We start from the raw sequence: 21,957 nt of genomic DNA, 5'->3' as shown, positions 1-21,957 counted from the left end.
AGACTCTGTTTGGTTTCTCGGTGGCCAAGATCAATAAAAGTGCTCAGAAGACTTTGGCACTTTTATTATTTAAGTTTGTATAAGGCTCTAAAATCGGAGAAAAATATGAAATCGATCCAGAAACAAGGAATAATTTTCCTAACTGTAGTTTTTATTACATCTTTTTTTATAGGCGGCTCTGCTCAAATGCCCGTGGTGGATGAGAATGATAACTTCTATCTTTCAAACTACACGACATTTGCGCCGGGAGATGTTGCCAAGCTAAACCTATACTCTTATTCCCAGAGCACAAAGAAATTTACCTTCAAGCTTTTAAAGATTGAGGATCCGGTAAGGTTTTTCTCCTTGTTAGATCAAAATAACAGCCGATATGCTTTTGATATCTGGGGGAAAGACAAAGAGCTTTTGCTAAAACACACTAGATATATTAAAGAGTGGGATTTTAACCAATCCACAAAAAATAATTACAACGGTGAAGTTACTATCGGTAAGATTGAAGAACCTGGAATTTACATAGTTCAGGCAATCCGTAAAAACAAAGTTGGATACTGTGCAATTGTAGTAACTAATTATGCAATGGTTTATAAGAATAATCAAAAAGATTTATTGGCTTTTATTGCAAATGCTAAGACAGGTGAGTTTGTTAGGAATGCAAGATTCGATTTTTATCAGAACGGAAAAGTGTTTGGGACAAAAAACTCTGATAAAGACGGATTATTATTTGCCAATTTGTCAGACATTAAAGGATTGGAAAGCAGTAACATCCAGCTTTATGGTTATTCTGGAGATGAAATCATTTTAAGTGATCCTTATTTTTATTTTAACAGAGCTCAAAATGAATACCTAACCGCTTACATTTATACTCAACAACCAGTTTACAGACCTGGACAGGAAGTAAACTTTAAAGCAATCTTTAGAAACAAAAAGGGGAATGAAATACTAAATGTTCCAAATGCTAAAATTGGAATCTCAGTTAAATCACCGAAGAACAAAGAAGTTTATACTAGCGAAGCAGAAACAAATGAGTTCGGTTCACTTTCCGCAAGTTTTGTTTTAGATGCTGAATCTGATTTGGGAATATATTCAATCTATCTTACAAAAGATGGACAAAGTTATTATGGTTCATTTTCGGTTGAGGAGTACAAAAAGCCCGAGTACAAAGTAAATGTTTCAACCGATAAACCTCATTATGCAACCGGTGATAAAATTGCTGCAACAGTTTCTGCGGATTATTATTTTGGTTCTCCTGTTAAAAATGCAACTGTTCAAGTTAGCATCTACAAGCAAAATTACTGGCGCCCCTGGTGGTACTTTACTGAGTGGAGTTGGTTTTACAAAGGTTTTAGAAATGATCGTTATTATGGCGGGCAGCAGGAAATGATTCATCAGGAATCAGGTGTTCTAAATGAAGACGGCAAGTTTGAATTTAGTTACAAAGTAGAATCTGATAAAAATTACGATTATCAGTACATAATTTCTGCACAAGTTACTGATGCTTCGAGAAGGGCAGTTGATGGTTCAACCAAGACTTTTGTAACACGCGGATCTTTTACCATTTCAACTTCGCCGGATAAATGGTTTTTTCAGATTGGTAAAGATGTAAAGTTAAAAGTAAATGCCTCAGATTTTTCTGATAAACCTGTTCAAACAAATTTTAGGATAATTATTAATTATCCCGATGATCCGAAAAGTATGCGGATGAAATCACAAAGCGATACTTTGTTTGCAAAAACAAATAAAGCAGGCTCGATTGTGGTTACGTTCAAACCTAAAAATGATATAACCGGTTATTTTAATTATCAGGTAATAGCTTTTGATGAAAAGGAAAGAGAAATACTTACCTCAAGTTCTTTCTACATCGGCGATGCAAATAATTATTATTATCAAAGAACAAATGCCGGACTCGAAATATTAACGGATAAAGATTCCTATGAAAGAGGTGATTCGTTAATCGCCTATGTCTTTCTGCCGGATAATAATCAGGAATTATTGCTTACTTATGAAACAGATAGAATTCTTTCATATAAAAAACTAAAACCAGAAAACAATAATTTTGAAATCCGTGAAAAGCTAACGGATAAATTTTCACCAAGTTTTAATATCTCAATCAGCTTTTTAAAAGATAGGATGCTTTATCAAACATCAAAGCTAATTGGAGTACTTGCTATAGATAAATTTTTAAACATCTCGCTCACGACTTCAAAAGGGGCCTACAAACCCGGCGAGCTAGCTAATTATGAAATTGTGATTAAAGATTTTCTTGGTAATCCAGTGAAGAACACTGAAGTAAGTTTTGGAATTATTGATGAAAGTATTTACGCAATTAAAGAAGATGAAACTCAGCCGATAGAAACATTTTTCTATTCACCTCAATATTCATATATAGCAACTTACAATTCTTTGCAATCAGGTTATTTTAGTTCTTCCAGTCGTGATGCAACCTACATCGATAAAAACTACTTTTCTTATAAAGAAGACAATAAAAAACATAATGGTAAAATTTATGGAAAGATTACAATTGAAAAAGAAGAATTAGTTCCGAATGGTTTATTTGTGATTTTAACCGGGGAGAGGAATTACTACACATCAAAAGTAGATTCACTTGGAAACTATAAAGTTGAAAATGTTGCGGCAGGTAAATATCAATTATTTATTTCTGCAGGAATGGGTGGAATGCTATTAATTGATGATATTAAAGTTGATGGCGAAAAAAAATACAATTTCACAATTAAAGAAAATCAAAAAGAAAAACTGGAAGAAATGATTGTCCGCGGAATTGGTGGTAATCAAAGAGGTGATGTAGTATTTGAAAGCGCTGAACTTGATGCTAGTGGTATTAATAGTCGTAATATGGCAGCCCCAAATGTATTAGCAGATGGTAAGATGATGAAAAGCGAATCAAAAGATAAATCAGCTTATGTGCAGGCAGATGTTCGTACAAACTTTGTTGATGCTTTAATCTGGAAGGCCCAAGTTGTTACGGATGAAAACGGAAAAGCTAAAGTTGAGTTTAAGATTCCTGATAATTTAACAACCTGGCGAACAACAGTTCGTGGCATTACGAAGCAAACTGATGTAGGGCAAAAAGTAAACAAGTTCATCAGCAGAAAAGATTTACTTGTGCGAATGGAAACTCCGCGTTTCTTAAGACAGGATGATGAAGTTGTGATTTCTACTATCGTTCACAATTACCTTTCTACCACAAAGACAACAAAGATTGAATTTAGCGCAGATAAACTAAAGCTCATCGGTTCAAAGATTAATTCAAAAGGATTCGAAAATTCAAAATTCACATCAAAGAAAAATTATGAGATTGAAATTCCCGCAAACTCAGAATTAAGAATTGATTGGAAAGTAAAAGTTGATTATCCAAAGGGCGATGCAACTTTAAAAGCATCAGCATTAACAAACGAAGAATCCGATGCGATGGAAGTTAAAGTTCAAATTATACCCAACGGTGTTAAGATAATTGAGCCTTTGGTTGCAGATTATTCTGATAAAAATGTAAATGAATATTTAGAATTTTTAATTCCCAAAGATGTTGATTTGCGAAGTGCAAGTTTTTCATGTACACTAAATCCATCTTTAGCCGGGACAATCTTAAAATCTCTTGATGATCTTGCCGGTTATCCTTACGGTTGTGTTGAGCAGACAATGAGTAGATTTCTACCAACAATAATTGTTGCAAATACCTTTAAATCAATTAATGCTCCGTTAAAATCACAAACGATTGAAGAACTTCCCAAATATGTTGAAGCAGGACTAAAACGATTAAACGATTTTCAACATTCTGATGGTGGCTGGGGCTGGTGGACAAATGATCAAACGCATCCATACATGACAGCTTATGTTATTTATGGAATGAGTTTAGCCCGTGAAGCAGGTTACTATATAAATGAAAACATTTATTACAACGGTATTAACAATCTTAAAAATCAAATTACAAATGCCAAGCCGGATGCTGATGAGACAACTTTAGCTTATATGCTTTACTCGCTCAGCACTGCATTAAAAAATCAAAATTACGATAAGAAAAATTACTTTGAGATAATAAATATTCTGCTTCGTAAAGATTTAAATTCTTATCCGCTTTCTTTGATTGCGATAACATTAAATAACATGGGTGAAACACAAAAAGCTAAAGATGTTGCTGCAAAGTTGAAGAAACAGGTTAACGAAGAAAAATCATTTGCGTTCTGGGGTGGAGAAGAATGGCATTACAGATGGCAGAACGATAATGTGCAGGGGACAGCTTTTACAGTTAAAGCTTTGCTAAAAGTCGAGGGAAATTCTGATTTGATCTCAAAAGCAATAAACTGGTTGATGAAAAAGAAACAGGGTTATTCGTGGCGATCAACTCAGGAAACTTCTGTTGTACTGTTTGCATTAACTGATTACCTAAATATCACAAAAGAACTTGATCCAAATTATTCTGTAAAAGTATTTCTTAACGGAACCGAAGTTGCACAAAAGGATTTTGATAAATCTGATATTTATAAAGAATCACAAACATTTAAGTTTACAAACACTGATTTGAAAAAAGGGAAGAATGTAATTCGAATCGAAAAATCCGGTAATGGTAAATTATATTTTTCTGGGATCACGGAATACTTTACAGAAAATCTTTCTGACATAAAACACGATAATGGTTTTAAGATTCGCAGAGAATATTATGTTCTTGAAACCGGAGAGAAAGACGGACGCATTATCTATTACAAGAAAAAGTTTGATGGAACTGTAACAAGCGGACAGGATGTTTTTGTAAAAACATTTGTTGAATCTAAATCAGATAATCTTGATTACTTTATTCTGGAAGATATGCTGCCATCGGGTTTTGAGGTTGTAAAAGATATGGATAAATATTTTATCAATGGCGAAAATAATTATCAAACAAACTACAATTACTATTATGATTTTATGCCCTGGCGCTGGCACTATGCAGATCGTGAATACCGTGATGAAAAAGTTGCATTTTTTGTAACAAGCTGCCAGAATAAAATGGAATTTTCATATATCATTAAAGCACAAATTCCGGGTGATTATAAAATTATGCCTGCACAAGGTTACTTAATGTACTATCCGGAACTTAATGGTTTTAGCGATGTTGTAAACATTAAAGTTTCAGATACTAAATAATTAGTTAAAGACATTCTGATTTTATGTGAAATATTTTAATAAAACTTTAAATAAGCTATATTAGAAAATGATTAAATCAGAATGTCTTTAATGCTTGATATCAAACCAAAACGCCTAAAGAAAGAATTAAAGCTTCTAGACGTATATGTAATAGCAACCGGGACTACACTAAGTGCGGGTTTTTTTCTTCTGCCCGGTCTTGCTGCAGGACAAGCAGGGACTTCTCTTCCTTTAGCCTATCTATTGGCAGTAGTTCCATTAATCCCCGCAACATTTAGTATCATTGAGTTAGCAACCGCAATGCCAAGGGCGGGCGGTGTTTATTATTTCCTTGATCGTACTATGGGCCCTTTAGTGGGTACAGTTGGTGGAATGGGAACCTGGCTCGCATTAATATTTAAAGTTGCATTTGCATTAATAGGAATGGGTGCATATCTAAATCTATTCTTCCCTTCATTTGAAATTTTGCCAATTGCCATTTCACTTTCTGTAGCGTTAGGAATAATCGGTTTCTTTGGGTCAAAAAAGAGCGGGGGGCTGCAGGTTATACTTGTAATATTTTTACTGGCTTTACTTGGCTTCTTTATTTCTAGCGGGGTTCCCGAAATCCGCCTATCATCTTTTAGTAATTTGTTTGATAAAGAATTTGCATCATTGTTGTCAACTGCAGGGTTGGTATATATCAGCTACGTTGGCATCACAAATATTGCAAGTCTCTCTGAGGAAATTGAAAATCCGGAGAAGAATATTCCCCTTGGAATATTTCTTTCTCTTGGTACCGCTATGATAATTTATTTTGTTGGTACCTTGATAATGGTCAATGTAATTCCAATGAATGAACTTATCGGGAATTTAACTCCAGTGGCTACAGCAGCCAACTCTATACTGGGTAGAGTAAGTATGATTTTACTATCTATAGCTGCAATTATTTCTTTCATCTCTGTTGCTAATGCAGGAATTATGAGTGCTTCACGATATCCCTTAGCAATGGGAAGAGACCATATTCTTCCTAAAATATTCAGGAAGCTCAATCATTTTGGGGCACCAGTTATATCTCTAATATTAACAATTACTGTTATTGTTTTAATAATTTCGTTTTTGAACCCGATTAAGATTGCTAAACTTGCCAGCGCATTCCAGCTTTTAATGTTTGGACTTGTTTGCTTTGCCGTGATTATTATAAGAGAAAGCAGAATTGAATCTTATGATCCGGGATTTAAATCACCTCTATACCCTTGGATGCAAATTGCCGGAATCATTCTTCCATTAGTATTTATTGCCGAGATGGGTTGGCTTTCAATTATTTTTTCCACTGGCTTAGTGGTCGCAGGGATTATATGGTATTTCTCATACGCAAAAAAAAGAGTTGTACGAACCGGAGCCATTTATCACATCTTTGAAAGATTAGGAAGACAACGATATGCAGGGCTTGAAGGGGAAATGCGGGGTATTTTAAAAGATAAAGGTTTAAGAGATTCGGATCCCTTTGATGAAATTGTTACCAGAAGTAATGTTATAGATTTAGATGAAAAAGCAGAATTTGAGGATGTTGTTAAAACTGCTTCGACATGGGTATCCCAATTTGTTCAGCATACTGCGGAACAAATCCAAAAACAATTCTTAGAAGGAACACGAATGGGTGCAACACCCGTTACACATGGAATTGCATTACCACATTTAAGATTGCTTGGTTTGCAGCAAGCAGAAATGGTGCTTGTCCGTGCAAATAAAGGTGTGCATATGAAATTCAAAAATCCGTTAACTGATTTTGATGAAGAAGAACAAGATGTTAATGCAATCTTCTTTTTAGTTAGTCCTGAAAAAGATCCCACACAGCATCTTAGAATATTAGCGCAGATAGCCGGAAGGGTGGATGAAGAAAGTTTTGCAGAAGAATGGAAAACAGCAAAGGATGATCAGGAAATAAAAGAAGTGCTGCTGCATGAAGACAGATGCCTTTCCCTAGTTGTGGATGGAACTACACATACATCGTTGCTTTTGAATAAACAGTTAAAAGAAATAAAATTCCCCGAAGATTGCCTTGTTGCAATGGTAAGAAGAAGCGGAGAAACCATCATTCCGAAAGGAAATACTGTTTTAATAGAAGGGGACAGGCTAACAATCATTGGTAATCCCAAAGGTATGTCTGAGCTTAAAAAAGAGTATCCAAAAAGTTCGTAGAAAAATTATTTAAGTAAAATCATCTTCTTTGTCTCAACAAAATTACCAGCTTGCAAACGATAAAAGTAAATTCCAGATGCTAGATTCTTGATACTGGATGCTGAATTAAATTCCACTTCATAACTTCCTGCCGGTTTCTCTTCATTAACAAGAATTGCAACTTCTCTCCCGAGCAAATCATAAACTTTAAGAGTAACAAATTGCGTAGTGCTTATTGTATACTGAATACTGGTTCTTGGATTAAAAGGGTTTGGATAGTTTTGTTGTAGTAAAAATTCTTGTGGTTGAGTTGAGTTTTTTTCATCTTCAATAAAAGTAACACCACCGTTTGTTGTATGGAGAATAGAACCTCCCTCACCAACAATCCAGACATTATTCTCATCAATGCAATTAATTGAATGAAGAGATTTATTTGTTCTTTTTAATTGTATGTCCCAAGTTTCACCTCCGTCTGTGGACTTCAATACTAGACCTCCATTTCCTACAACCCAACCAATATTGTTATTACTAAAGTTGACCGAATAAAGAACTACTTGTGTTCCACTCACTTTAGTTACCCAATTATTTCCTCCATTAGTTGTTTTTAAAATAGTACCAGCATTTCCAACCGCCCAACCAACATTTTCATCTATAAAGTGTACCGAGAAAAGCCACTCAATTGAGTTACTAAATTGTGTAAACCAATTAATTCCACCATTTGTTGTCTTGAGAATTGTACCCGCATAACCAACTGCCCAGCCGACCTCACTATTAACAAAATATATTGATTCTAAATGTGATAATTCTCCAAATAATTGATGATTCCAGCTTATACCGCCATCAGTTGAGTGCAATATAGTACCTGAATATGGATAACCCCCTGTAGTCCAGCCTTCGTTTTTATTTATAAAAAATACAGAATTTAAGTAGCTAGTTGTTCCACTTGAATGTGTTTCCCAATTTATCCCCCCATCAGTAGTATTAAGGATTAAACCATTTTTTCCTACAGTCCAACCATATAAGCTATCGATAAAATAGATAGATTTTAGATCTTCCAAAACTCCACTTTGTCTATTATTCCAGCTATTTCCTCCATTTGTGGTTTTTAATATCGTACCATTTTGACCAGTTGCCCATCCCAGCGTAGGATTTATTAATGAAATTGAATAAAGATTATTTGTTGTTCCAAGAGATTGTTTTGACCACCCAGTCCCACCATCCGTTGTTTTAAGGATAACTCCATTTAAACCTGCTATCCAACTGCTATTTTGATTAATAATGTCAATATCAATAAGATTACCTGCCGTACCTGATGGTTGATTATCCCAAGTGCTCCCGCCATTTGTGCTTTTAAGAATTAATCCATTTTGCCCAACAATCCAGCCAATGTCATTGTCAAAGAAATGAATTGAAGAAAACCAAGCATTAGTGTCAGCAGATTGAATTGTCCAATTTTCGCCGCCATCAAATGTTTTAAGGATTGTACCATAAGAACCAACAGACCACCCAATATTTTCGTCTATAAAATATATCGACCCAAGCCAGTTGTTAATCCCTATTGGTTTAACTGACCAGTTTTGCCCACCATCATTAGTTTTTAAAATTGTTCCTTGGTTTCCAACAGACCACCCCAAATTACTATTTATAAAAAAAACATCTGAAAGTATATTAATCGTTCCACTTAATTCACTTTCCCAAGTCGTTCCACCATCTACAGTTTTTAGTATTACTCCATTGTTGCCAACAGCCCAACCTTCATAAATATTTCGGAAGTAAACTGAATTAATCCATTCAGTTGTTCCGCTTATTTGTTTTGTCCAGTTTACGCCCCCATCCGATGTATTCAAAATTGTACCATAAGCCCCTACACACCAGCCATTATTTATATCTGTAAAACAAATATCATTAATCTGGTCAGTAACATTGCTCGCTTGGTTTATCCAACTGATACCGCCATCTATAGTTTTTAGAAATGTACCGGCATTTCCAACAGCCCAACCAATATTTTCATCAATAAAACACACTGAGTATAGATCATTTCCCTGCGGCAAAGGATTTTGCCAAAACCACTGTGCATTTATTTGAAATGAAAGTGTAAGAAGGAAAGCGAAAACAATAATGATCTTTTTCATAAAAGTCCCCGAACGAAAATGATTAAAAATATCTACTTCAAAAAAGGAGAATTAATATTCAATTGTCAAGCTCAATAATTTCTTAATTCAGAGAAATGATTTTTTGATCTTGGTATTACTACACAATTGTGAAATAATATTCATTCATAAAAGCAAACATATCTGAAAATAAAGAAGGTTTATACTATGGAACATTTTTTGAACTTTGACTTTTTCAGGGAAGTGGTATATGCCTAATAAATTTAGGTGTTTATCAAATATCGTAGATACAGAAAGTCCAAATCTTTATGAATGTTGATTCAAATCGCCCGCATATAGCCATAGTTGGAAGAAGAAATGTAGGCAAATCTTTGCTTGTAAATTCTCTGCTTGAGAAAAATGTTTCCGCGGTTTCTGATGTTGCGGGCACTACCACCGACTCAGTTAGCACAAAGTACGAACTACTACCTTATGGTCCTGTTGTAATTGTAGATACTGCTGGTATTGATGACGAAGGCGAACTTGGAAGAAAGCGCATAACCGAAACCATAAAAATTTTATCGTCTTCTGATTTTGCATTGGTTGTTCTTGATGCTCGTGAAACTTTGCAAAGCAAGGAACTTGAACTTTTTGCATATCTTGATAAACTTCAGATAAATTACATCGTAGCAGTAAATAAAATTGAGTTTGGTGTAAATCCTGTTTTACTAGAAGAACTTAAGGAACTTAGGATGACACATTTTGAAGTTTCTTGTAAAGAGAAAGCGGGAATTGAAGAACTTAAACGCAGAATGATTAGACTACTTCCAGAGGATGATGAACCGCCGTTAGTAAAAGATATTGTAAAGCAAGGTGATGTTGTTGTAATGGTTATTCCTGCTGATCACACATTGCCTTACAGAAAATTAATTCTTTCTCAGGTTCATATGATAAGAGAAGCGCTTGATGAGAATGCGATAATAACTGTTTGTCGCGAGAAAGAACTTGTATCAACTTTAAATAATCTAAAATCTTATCCTGATCTAGTTATTGTTGATAGTAATTCAGTAACTCGTATTATAGAAGATATTCCTCCCCAAATTAGGCTTACTACTTTTTCACTTGTAATTGCACGCCACAGGGGCGATCTTCCTTTGTTCATCAAAGGATTAAGAAAAATTGATGGGCTTAAAAGCGGAGATAAAGTACTAATCGCTGAAGTCTGTTCTCATCATACTCTGGAAGATGATATTGGAACAGTAAAGATTCCTAAATGGCTTCGCAGTTATACAAAAAAAGAATTGCATATAGATATTGTTCACGGCAATGATCTGCCTGACAATTTATCTGAATACAAACTTGTTGTTCATTGTGGTGGATGTTTGTTAACGCACAGAGCCTTGCAGACTAGAATTAATGAAGCAAAACTTATGGATGTTCCTGTTGTAACATATGGTGTGATAACATCATTTATGAATGGAGCAATACCAAGAGCCCTCGTTCCGTTTACAGATGCTTTTGCTGAATGGGACAAGATAAAAATTAAAAAGTAGACCAATAAAAAAAGCCAGACAATTGTCTGGCTTTTTTGTCATTCTAATTTTGATGCTATTTAATAAGCATCATTTTCTTGATAGATGTAAAACTACCAGCTTCTAGTTTATAGAAGTAAACACCGCTTGATAAGTTTGAAGCATTAAAGTTTAGTTCATAAGAACCAGCCTCTACTTCTTTGTTAATCAAATCAGTAACCTTCTCTCCTAAAACATTAAAGATACTCAAATTTACCAATCCAGAAGTTGGAACTGAATACTTTATTGTGGTTGTTGGGTTAAACGGATTTGGATAATTCTGTTCAAGAGCAAATACTTTTGGAGGAACAACTTCCACTTCTATGGAACCGATATAATCAAAGGTACCATCTAAATCAATTTGCTTTAGTCTGTAAGTGTAAGTACCAGCAATTAGATCTACATCAGTATATGAATAGCTTACAGGCTCAGTTGTGGTCCCTCTACCTGGAATATTTGCAATCTGAGTGAATTGACTATTGTGGTTTGATTTTCTTTCAACTACAAAACTACTGTTATTAGTTTCAGTTGCAGTCTTCCAGTTTAAAGTTACATCATTATCTCTGACTACAGAAGTAAATGATGTTAGTTCTACCGGAATCGATCCGCCGGCGCCAACTATCCAAGATAATGAACCTAACATTATTTGACTTACATCTTCAGTAACAGGTATAACGATTTCTCTAAATTCGAATGCATGGTAGAGTACGTTATATGTAGTACCGTCAAAAGCAACACTTATAACAGTGTCGCTTGCTGCGGGAAGATCATTAAATCGATAGGCTACCACGCTGCCATTCACTACTCCAATACCATCCGGAAATGATGATGTAAGAGAATCACACAGACCTGGATTAACAGCAACACCACAAATCCTACTTTGATCTGCTGTACCATTCCCATCATCCGCGAAATATAAAGCATGGAGGTATTCACTATAAAAAACTGAATCATAAGTTGTTGAAGCTAATCTGCCATGGTAGTACCCAATATCGTCTCCTGCAATCAGAAGTGATTTTTGCATTCCAGTTGTACCGCCGTCTAGAAAATCTTCTATAGCTTGAATTTCTAGGGCAGGTATTGAACTTTCTTCACACCATATTACAGTTTGCCAATGGGTTAGTTCTGGGGTTCCGAAATCCCTGTTAAGTGTATCAAATGATGTGAAATTAAAAGTGGCTAATGCTAGCAGAACACTATCAATATTTGATCTTTCATTTGCTGTAGCTCTGCTATAACAAATAACAACAGGAAAAGTCGGTACTACTACATTGATCGTCGTAGTCAAGGTATCATCTCCAGGGTAAAGATCACCTGTAACAGATACTACAGATTGAACTGTATAAAATCCGGAGGTTGTAGGAGTGAATGTCTGTGAAAATGGCACATCAACAAATTCATTTGGTAGAACAGATGCAAAAACACCAGTACCAGTATAAACTAGACTCATACCCGGGTCAAATATTTTAACTTCAGCGTTTCCATTAGAAATCGCATTTAAGCCGGTATTAGTATACCTAGCCTCAACTGGGGAACTTCCATACAAAGTTGAAGTTGGACTTGGCTGTATAACGGCAGTTGCTTCCATATTAATAGCAGTCGGAATATTAATCTTTAGATAAGGATGCCTTACATTTGAAGAAGTTAAAGAGTTTGTAGGGATGCCTGTACCACTAATATATTTACATTGATTTGCAGCATAAGGAGGAAATGAAACGTCACTATCATATAACCAACTTATTGCTGTAGGCTGAGCAGTTGGTTGATAGTAATCAACCAATATTGCCAGATTATGTCCGTTTGTAGTATCATATGTATAAGGTGATGAGAAAAAGAACTTCTTAAATCCCTGATCACCGGCTACGTTTGCTTGAGGAGCGCCATCAAAAACTAAAGTAGCGCCGGTAATGGCAGTTGGCCAATCCAGAGCAGCCGTACCCCAATCAGGATCAGAGGTATTTTTAATATATATCTTAAATGTTTCACCACCTATATAGTCGAGTGCTTCATATTTAAAAAACTCAATGCTCCCAATATTTGCACCATGACCTAACCCTGTGAGCCCTGTAGCAGGATATATATATGCGTGCCTGTTCCAATGATCTGCCGTTGTGTTAGATCTCATAGGACCATAGGTATTTAAAGCAGTAAAATACTGACCAACGCCGACAGTTATTGATTGCGCTGTAATTTCTGCTCCCAATAAAAGTACGCCAATTAAAAAAAGGAAAATAATTTGTACATAGAACCTCCTAATGATTGATGTATGAAATTAATTTTTATTTGATATTCGCTCAATATCGTTTGTAGTAACTTGAACTTATTCAAAAACTATATAATGATCAAGTATTTTTGAATAATTTTTATATTTTAATATTTATTATCATTTCCATCATTCAATAAATCACTTCTCAAAAGCAAGAAAAGTTAATTGCTAATTATTATTTATTGATGTGAATTTTTTACTTAAAAGCGCTTTTTGTTTTAACTTATCTGGCATTTTGCATGCACAACTCAAGCGACTATACGAAACACTTGAGGAAAAAATGCACAATAAAATATTTGAAAACTACCAACCGAATGACAGAAGCACATTAATCCCCCTTCTTCAGGACGTACAAAACATCTATGGTTATTTACCCGAAAATGCTTTAAGAGATATTTCTGATTTTGTAAAAGTTCCGCTTAGCCGAGTTTATGGTGTGGCAACTTTTTATAATCAATTCCGTTTAATGCCGCTTGGCGAAAATATTATTCGTGTTTGCCGCGGAACAGCTTGCCATGTTAAAAATTCTGCAAATATACTTTTTGCGTTAGAAGCGGAATTAGGAGTTTTGGCAGGACATACAACACGCGATAAAAAATTTACTCTTGAAGTTGTTAATTGTATCGGAGCTTGTTCAATCGCTCCGGTCATTTTAGTTAATGATGATTATCACGGAAGAATAACTGTAAAAGATATACCAAAGATTTTGAAAAAATATCAGACAGCTAAAAAGACTGAGACTGCTGAGGCAACTAAATGAAAGATTTTAATCAACTTTGCTGCGAAAAATGCTGGCACACAACAGATAAGCCTTGCGAACATTTTATTCAATGCTGCACAGAAGGCCCGCTTTGTCATCACGATGATAAATGCGAACACGAAATATCATCATTACGCAAACATTTAAAATATGAAGAACATGATCTCCCAATAATAATTATTGGAATGGGAACGTGCGGTCTTGCATCAGGTGCAGCTAAAGTTAAAGAAGCAATTGAAGCAGAATTAAAAAAATTAAACATCGAAGCAACAATTGAAGGAACAGGCTGTATTGGCTACTGCGCTGTTGAACCAATTGTTGATATAAAACTTCCGGGCAAAGACAGAATATCTTACCAGGAAATTACAGTTAAGGATGTTTCAAGATTTATTAAAACTACTTTAGTTGATAAAGAAGTTTATAAAGAAAAAATTCTTGGCAGTCATGGAAAATCAAACGGTGTTATAAGCTTAAAACAAGTTCCGTTTTTTGAACATCAACAAAAAATTGTACTTGCAAACTGCGGAGTTGTTAATCCGATTTCTATAGATGCTTATTTAGCACACGGCGGCTTTAAAGCTTTTGATAAAGTTTTAAGATTAATGAAACCTGAAGAAGTTATCAAAGAAGTTTTAGATGCCGGATTAAGAGGTCGCGGTGGCGGCGGATTTCCTACAGGAAAGAAGTGGGAACTAGCACTTAAACAAGAATCAGAACAAAAATATTTAATATGTAATGCTGATGAAGGTGATCCTGGCGCATTTATGGATCGATCGCTTTTAGAAAGCGATCCTTACAGAGTTGTTGAAGGAATGGCAATAGCAGCTTATGCAATAGGTGCAAGCATAGCTTACATTTATTGCCGTGCTGAATATCCATTGGCAATTTCAAGATTGCAAAATACGATCAGCAAATGTGAAGAGTATGGAATTCTTGGTGATAACATTCTTAACAGCGGATTTTCACTTCACATAAAAATTAAAAAAGGTGCGGGCGCATTTGTTTGCGGTGAAGAAACCGCACTTATTGGTTCGATTGAAGGTAAACGCGGAATGCCAAAACCTCGTCCGCCATATCCGGCAATTGCCGGATTATTTGGCAAACCAACTGTTATTAATAATGTAGAAACTTTTGGAAATGTTCCGCCGATAATAATGATGGGTTCACAAAAGTTTTCATCGGTAGGAACTGCATCATCAAAAGGCACAAAAGTTTTTGCATTAAGCGGTAACGTAAAGAATACCGGATTAGTCGAAGTTCCGATGGGAACAACTTTACGTGATATTGTTTTTAAAATCGGCGGCGGAATACCTGACAAAAAAGAATTTAAAGCAGTTCAAATCGGCGGGCCATCAGGCGGATGCTTGCCTGAAAGCGTAATTGATACTCCGGTTGATTATGAATCACTAAAAGAAGTTGGCGCGATGATGGGATCAGGCGGATTTGTTGTGATGGATCAGGAAACCTGTATGGTTGATGTTGCAAAATATTTCTTAACATTCATTCAGGAAGAAAGCTGTGGTAAATGCGTTCCTTGTCGTGAAGGTACAAAACGAATGCTGGAAATAATAGAACGCATTCCAAAGCGTTATGGCAATGATGGAAACAAACTTGATCAGTTGCAAAGATTTAAAGGGATGATTCATCTACAAAGATTAGCTGATGTAATTAAAGATACATCGTTATGCGGATTAGGACAATCAGCGCCAAATCCTGTTTTGTCAGGATTAAGATATTTCCGTCACGAATACGAAGAGCATTTGTATGATAGAAAATGTTCTTCAGGTGTTTGCAAAGAGTTGTTAACTTTTACAATTGATAATGAAATTTGTACCGGCTGCGGATTGTGTGTTAAGAAATGCGCTGTTGATGCAATAGTTGGTGAAAAAGGACAAGCACATTATATATTGGATAACAAATGTGTTAAATGCGGAATGTGTTATGAAGTCTGTCGCTTTGAAGCGATCAACATTAATTAGTTTAATGTTCTCCTGAACTTGTTTCAGGTTCTTTGATGATAATATTTAATAGAGATTCCGAAACAAGTTCGGAATGACAAAAAGAAAATAAATTTGAATTTTCGGAGTTATTAATGGTTCAGTTAACAATAAATGGAATAAAAGTAAACGCAGAAGAAGGAATGACAATTCTTGATGCTGCTAAATCAGTAGGAATATCAATACCAACACTTTGTCATTTAAAAAATTTAGATCCAACCGGTGCTTGCAGAATTTGCGCTGTTGAAGTTGAAGGCTTCAGAGGATTAACTCCTTCGTGTGCTTATCCGGTTTCTGAAGGCTTGGTTGTTGAAACAGATTCACCAAGAGTGCGCAAAGCAAGAAAAACAATTGTGGAACTTCTTGTAGAAAATCATCCGCAGGACTGTTTAATTTGTGTGCGTAATAAAAACTGTGAGCTTCAGGATTTATCCGAACAATACGGAATTCGTGAGCATCGTTATGTTGGTGAAACAAAATGCCACGCGATTGATATTTCAAGCGCATCAATGGAACGTGATCCGGCAAAATGTATTCTTTGCGGCAGATGTGTTCGTGTTTGTCATGAAGTTCAAAAAAGTTGGCGCAATAGATTTTACTAAACGCGGATTCACTTCAATCGTAACTACACCTTATAATAAAGGTTTAAATGTAAGCGATTGTATTTTATGCGGACAGTGCATTCTTGTTTGTCCAACTGCAGCTTTGCGTGAAAAGAGTGCAGTTAAAGAAGTTGCAAATGCAATTTATAACAGAAAAAAATATTGTATAGTACAAGTTGCTCCTGCTGTACGTGCTTCACTCGGCGAAGAATATAATATGCCGCTTGGAACAGATGTAACAGGATTGCTGGTTACAGGTTTAAGAAGATTGGGATTTAAAAAAGTGTTCGATACAAACTTTGCTGCTGATCTTACAATTATGGAAGAAGCTACTGAGTTGATTAACAGAGTACAAAATGGCGGAAGTTTACCGATGTTTACAAGCTGCTGTCCTGGCTGGGTAAAATATGTTGAGATGAACAGACCGGAAGTTTTGGAGCACGTATCAAGCTGCAAATCACCGCACGAAATGGAAGGTGCAGTTTTAAAAACTTATTATGCAAAGAAAATGGGAATTGATCCAGGTGATATTTATGTTGTTTCAATTATGCCTTGCACAGTTAAAAAGTATGAATCAAATCGCGCTGAACTTTCTGAACATGCAATGGCAGATGTGGATGCTGTTTTAACAACAAGAGAGCTTGTAAGATTTTTTAAAATTGCAGGAATTGATTTCAATGATTTACCAGAAAGTGAATTTGATAATCCGCTTGGTGAATCAACTGGTGCGGCTGCAATATTTGGAACAAGCGGCGGAGTTATGGAAGCTGCTTTACGTACAGCATACTTTAAAATGACAGGAACTGAACTTGAGAATGTTGAGTTTGATGAAATCCGTGGAATGGCTGGAGTTAAAGAAGCAACAATAAAAATTGGTGATCTTAATGTTAACATTGCAGTTGTAAACGGAATTGGAAATGTTGATCCGATTCTTGATCAGGTTCAATATGGAACTTCCAAACATCATTTTATAGAAGTAATGGCTTGTCCTGGTGGATGTATAAACGGCGGTGGTCAACCGATTCATCAGAAACCTGAAAAAGTTGTGAAGCGTATAAAAGTACTTTACAAGATTGATGAAAATGCAAAGACGAGAAGATCACACGATAATGAATCTGTAAAAACTTTGTACAAAGAATTTTTTGGTGAACCAAATTCGCATAAAGCACACGAGATTCTTCATACAGAATATTTTGATAAAAAGAAGATGTTTAAGAATTAAATTATTTATTTGTCATTCCCGCAAGGGTGGGAATCTATTTATAGTTAAGAAGATTCCGGGTCAAGCCCGGAATCACAGTGATAAAAGAATTATAATGAATCACGCAATAGTTAGCACAATAAGCGATAGATGTAAAAGATGTTACTCTTGTATTAGAGAATGTCCTGCTGCGGCTATTCGTGTTATTGATGCGCAGGCAAAAGTGATTGAAGAAAGATGTATTGCGTGCGGACATTGCGTTAAAGTTTGCTCACAGGATGCAAAGAAATTTTTTCTGAGATTGACGACACATATAATCTACTTCAATCAGGGAATGCTATTGCAATAGTTGCTCCATCTTTTGCAGCTTCCTTTCCGGATGAATATAAAAAAGTTCCTGCTGCACTAAGAAAACTTGGATTTACAAAAGTTATAGAAACAGCTTTTGGTGCTGATCTTATATCAAATGATTATATGGATTTAATAAAAGCCGATAATGATAAAACAGTTATCAGTTCTGCTTGTCCTGCCGTTGTAAGTTTTATCCAGAAATATTACATCGAGCTAGTTCCCAATCTTGCACAAGTTGTTTCTCCAATGATTGCACTTGGAAGATATCTTAAAAAAGATCTTGGTGAAGATGTTAAAATAGTTTTTATTGGTCCCTGCGTTGCAAAGAAACATGAAGCTCAAGATGAAGATGTTGCAGGTGTTATAGATTCTGTCTTAACGTTCACAGAACTAAAACAAATGTTTGATGAACAGAAAATTATGGTTGATGAACTTGAGGACAGTGATTTTGATGAACCGCATGCTATGATGGGAAAAGCATATCCGCTTGCAGGCGGTTTGATTAAAACTATTGATGTTAGCGGCGATATACTTGAAAAAGATATAATTGTTGTTGAAGGAAAGAAAAAAGTATTAGAGATAATTGAAGAGATCTCAAACAATCATATCAATGCAAAGTTTACAGATATTCTTTTTTGTGAAGGTTGTATTAGCGGACCAGCAATCGATACAGAATTAAATTATTATGCAAGACGAGAGAAAGTTATAAACTACATTGATGAAAAGATTAATAATGTAGATAAACGCGTTTGGAAAAGTAATCTTTATAATGCAAGAAAATTAAATCTGCAAAGAAGTTTTAGAATTGATAATCAAAGAAGACCATATCCATCTGAAGAAAAAATTAAAGAGATTCTTGCACAAACAAAAAAATACGAAGCAAAAGATGAATTAAATTGCGGTGCATGTGGTTATCCAACATGCAGAGAATATGCAGTTGCAATAGCAAAAGATCTTGCGGAAAAAGAAATGTGCTTGCCATATGTTCTGGATGAATTAAAAATAGCTTACGACAATCTAAGCGACACCGAAGAACAGTTAAGAGTTGCTGAAAAACTTGCTTCAATCGGGCAGCTTGCTGCGGGAGTTGCGCACGAAATAAATAATCCGCTTGGAACAATTCTGCTTTATGCATCAATGCTAAAAAAAGATTTAGAAAAAATTTACAATGATGATCAGAGAACTGAAGATTTAGAGTTGATTGTTGAAGAAGCAAATAGATGCAAAAATATTGTTGCAAATCTCTTAAACTTTGCAAGACAGGGGAAATTAAATCTTAAACAATTTGATTTGATAGAAATAATAAGGGAAGTTTTAAAACCATTTACTGTTAATCCTGTTTACAGGCAGATTATTTTTAAATTTGATGTGCAAGAGAACAATTATCTGATGACAGGTGATGAAGATCAGATCAAGCAAGTGATAGTAAATATTATTAAAAATGCTTGTGATGCGATGAACGAATCTGAAAACAAAGAACTTATTGTTAATCTTACATCTGATAACCATAATATTAAAATTGAGGTAGCTGATACAGGAAATGGAATACCAAAAGAAAATCAAAGTAAAGTATTTACACCTTTCTTTACAACAAAAAGTATGGGAAAAGGAACCGGGTTAGGACTTGCAATTTCCTATGGCATAATAAAAATGCACAAAGGCAACATTACATTTACATCCGAAATTGGAAAAGGTACGACATTTAAGGTTGTGTTGCCTAAACATCAAGTATTTAAAATAATTGAAGCAAACGAAGGAACGAAAGCTTTATGAGCACAAAGAAAAAAATTCTATTAGTCGATGACGATTTAGATCTTCTTGAACAAAATAAATTATTAATTGAATCCAAAGGTTATGAAGTAATTACAGCAAACAGCGGCAAAGAAGGATTTGAGGTTTTTAAAAAAGTAAAACCAGATGCCTGCGTTGTCGATTTAATTATGGAAGAACATGATTCCGGTTTTATACTTTGTTACAGAATTAAGCGGGATGATTATGGAAAAAATATTCCTGTTTTTATTCTTACTTCAGCAACTTACGATACAGGATTCAAATTTGGTGCGTCAACTTCTGAAGAAAAGGAATGGATAAAAGCGGATGCACTCCTTAATAAACCAGTAGTTATAGAAGAATTTGTTCAGAAACTTGAAGCATTTTTTGAGTTAAGGAAATAGAAATCATTTGTCACATTCAGCAAAGTCGAAATGTGAATATCGTTAAAATATATTCAATGTCATTCCCACTTTCGCATGAATCTACAAATTGAAGCATAGATTCCAGGTTGAGCCCGGAATAACAAAACAAAATATATGAACACTTACAAACCAAAAGTTCTGATTGTTGACGATGAAAAAGGTCTTCGGATTGGTGCACAAAGATTACTTACCCGCGAAAACTATGATGTAACAACTGCAGAAAACGGAACTGATGGAATAAAACTTGGAACTGAAACCGAATTCGATCTGGCCGTTATTGATTTAAAGATGCCCGATGTTGATGGACTTGAAGTTCTTCAAAGAATACGCGATAAATATCCGAATACAGTTTGCTTTATTGCAACAGCATTTGCTAGTTATGAAACTGCAGTTGAAGCAACACGATTAGGCGCGCATAGTTACATACCAAAACCATTTACACCTGAAGAGCTTTTATCAAACCTTAAAGAAGGTTATCAAATAAGACTAGTAAATCTTGAAGCGGAAAAATGGCACAAGGAACGAGAAGAACGTTTGCTTGAAGTAGCATTTGAAAAAACAAGAATGAACACTATTGTAAACTCAATTACAGATGGTGTTCTGGTTGTTAATAAGGATGGACTTGCTGTTCTATATAATCCTGCCGCATTAAGGTTTTTAGAGTTGACAGGAATTGCCATTGAAGAATACATTTTAGATAAGCTTAAACCTGAAATACTTGCGCTGTTTAAAAAGTTTGTTAATGAAAAATCATCAGACCATAATTCTTATACCATACAGATTGAATTAAAACCCAATCGTGAATTTTTTATCGAAGCAACTGCATCCGCCGTGTTTCATCCAGGGGAAAATGTTGCAGGAGTTGTAATAGTTTTTAAAGATATAACCGAGCTTAAAAAAATTGAATTTGTAAAATCCCAGTTTGTATCGATGGTTTCTCATGAACTAAAAGCCCCAATAGCAGCGGTATATGGATTTTTAAAATTGTTTAATGATGATTCGATTAAGCTTAGTCCTGAACAAAAGAAAGAATATGAAAACCGCTCGATGATTCGTTTAGATGGTTTATTAAAAATGGTAAATGATCTTTTAGATATATCACGAATGGAAATGAAAGCAGTCCATCGTGAAATAAAACGAGTTTGTATTCACGAAGTTATAGCATCCATTCTTGAACTGTTCCAGGTTGACATCAACAAAAAAGGAATTCAGGTAATCTTTGATCATGATGAATACAAGCAATGTATAAAGGCTGATAGCGATGAGATTACAAGATTATTTACAAATCTAATAAGCAATGCTATTAAGTATAATCGTGAACAAGGAACAATTACAATAAAACTTTCTATGTCCGATGATTATCTTCTTACCACTATAAAAGACAATGGAATTGGTTTAAAACCCGAAGAAAAGAACAAATTGTTCACAGAATTTTTCCGTGCTAAAAATGAAAAAACAAAAAACATTAGCGGCACAGGTTTAGGTTTATCAATCGTGAAACGTATTATCGATTCTTACTCCGGAATGATAGAAGTTGAATCTGACTATGGCGAAGGAACAACTTTTAAAGTATTTTTACCAACAATAATGTCTAATTAATTACTCCGCTCTATTACAGGGGCTATTTT

9 protein-coding genes and 2 pseudogenes are annotated in these 21,957 nt (G+C 35.0%); 9 read left to right on the top strand and 2 right to left on the bottom strand.

The window, feature by feature from the left end; translation table 11 throughout:
* Window positions 1–105: 105 nt before the first annotated feature.
* Both IPJ23_12665 and IPJ23_12660 read left to right on the top strand, forming a co-directional pair.
* The gene (locus tag IPJ23_12665) at window positions 106–5,136 is read left to right on the top strand and encodes a hypothetical protein (GenBank protein ID MBK7631527.1); all 5,031 of its coding nucleotides are present in this window, start codon (window positions 106–108) and stop codon (window positions 5,134–5,136) included.
* A gap of 90 nt (window positions 5,137–5,226) precedes the next feature.
* Window positions 5,227–7,317, top strand: coding sequence for an amino acid permease (locus IPJ23_12660; GenBank protein MBK7631526.1), 2,091 nt, complete (start codon window positions 5,227–5,229; stop codon window positions 7,315–7,317).
* A 5-nt stretch (window positions 7,318–7,322) separates the two neighbouring features.
* Here IPJ23_12660 and IPJ23_12655 read toward each other — a convergent pair whose 3' ends face one another.
* A complete protein-coding gene (locus IPJ23_12655) occupies window positions 7,323–9,428 on the bottom strand; it encodes a T9SS type A sorting domain-containing protein (GenBank protein ID MBK7631525.1) in 2,106 nt (701 codons plus the stop codon).
* Between the two features lie 287 nt (window positions 9,429–9,715).
* Between IPJ23_12655 and hydF the strand changes: the two genes are divergently transcribed.
* Window positions 9,716–10,939, top strand: coding sequence for a [FeFe] hydrogenase H-cluster maturation GTPase HydF (gene hydF / locus IPJ23_12650; protein ID MBK7631524.1), 1,224 nt, complete (start codon window positions 9,716–9,718; stop codon window positions 10,937–10,939).
* 55 nt (window positions 10,940–10,994) lie between these two features.
* On the opposite strand, the gene IPJ23_12645 is transcribed toward hydF, so the two are convergent.
* Window positions 10,995–13,160, bottom strand: coding sequence for a T9SS type A sorting domain-containing protein (locus IPJ23_12645; GenBank protein ID MBK7631523.1), 2,166 nt, complete (start codon window positions 13,158–13,160; stop codon window positions 10,995–10,997).
* A gap of 343 nt (window positions 13,161–13,503) precedes the next feature.
* Between IPJ23_12645 and nuoE the strand changes: the two genes are divergently transcribed.
* The 6 genes and pseudogenes from nuoE (at window position 13,504) to IPJ23_12615 (ending at window position 21,928) form a co-directional block, all read left to right on the top strand.
* Window positions 13,504–13,983 carry an NADH-quinone oxidoreductase subunit NuoE gene (gene nuoE / locus IPJ23_12640; protein ID MBK7631522.1) on the top strand — a complete coding sequence of 160 codons (480 nt, stop codon included), beginning with the start codon at window positions 13,504–13,506 and terminating at the stop codon, window positions 13,981–13,983.
* On the top strand, window positions 13,980–15,962 hold the full coding sequence (locus tag IPJ23_12635) for an NADH-quinone oxidoreductase subunit NuoF (protein ID MBK7631521.1): 1,983 nt from the start codon (window positions 13,980–13,982) through the stop codon (window positions 15,960–15,962). Before nuoE ends, IPJ23_12635 begins: the two co-directional genes overlap by 4 nt.
* 113 nt (window positions 15,963–16,075) lie before the next feature.
* Window positions 16,076–17,804 (top strand): annotated as a pseudogene (locus tag IPJ23_12630) (iron hydrogenase small subunit).
* Between the two features lie 94 nt (window positions 17,805–17,898).
* Window positions 17,899–19,907, top strand: a pseudogene (locus IPJ23_12625) (4Fe-4S binding protein).
* Window positions 19,904–20,308, top strand: coding sequence for a response regulator (locus IPJ23_12620; GenBank protein ID MBK7631520.1), 405 nt, complete (start codon window positions 19,904–19,906; stop codon window positions 20,306–20,308). The pseudogene IPJ23_12625 and the gene IPJ23_12620 overlap by 4 nt, the downstream one beginning before the upstream one ends.
* Window positions 20,309–20,443: 135 nt before the next feature.
* A complete protein-coding gene (locus IPJ23_12615) occupies window positions 20,444–21,928 on the top strand; it encodes a response regulator (protein MBK7631519.1) in 1,485 nt (494 codons plus the stop codon).
* The last annotated feature ends 29 nt before the right edge of the window (window positions 21,929–21,957 follow it).

It is taken from the genome of Ignavibacteriales bacterium, from assembly GCA_016709765.1.
Classification (GTDB): domain Bacteria; phylum Bacteroidota; class Ignavibacteria; order Ignavibacteriales; family Ignavibacteriaceae; genus IGN3.
This window is presented reverse-complemented; position numbering and strand designations above follow the sequence as displayed.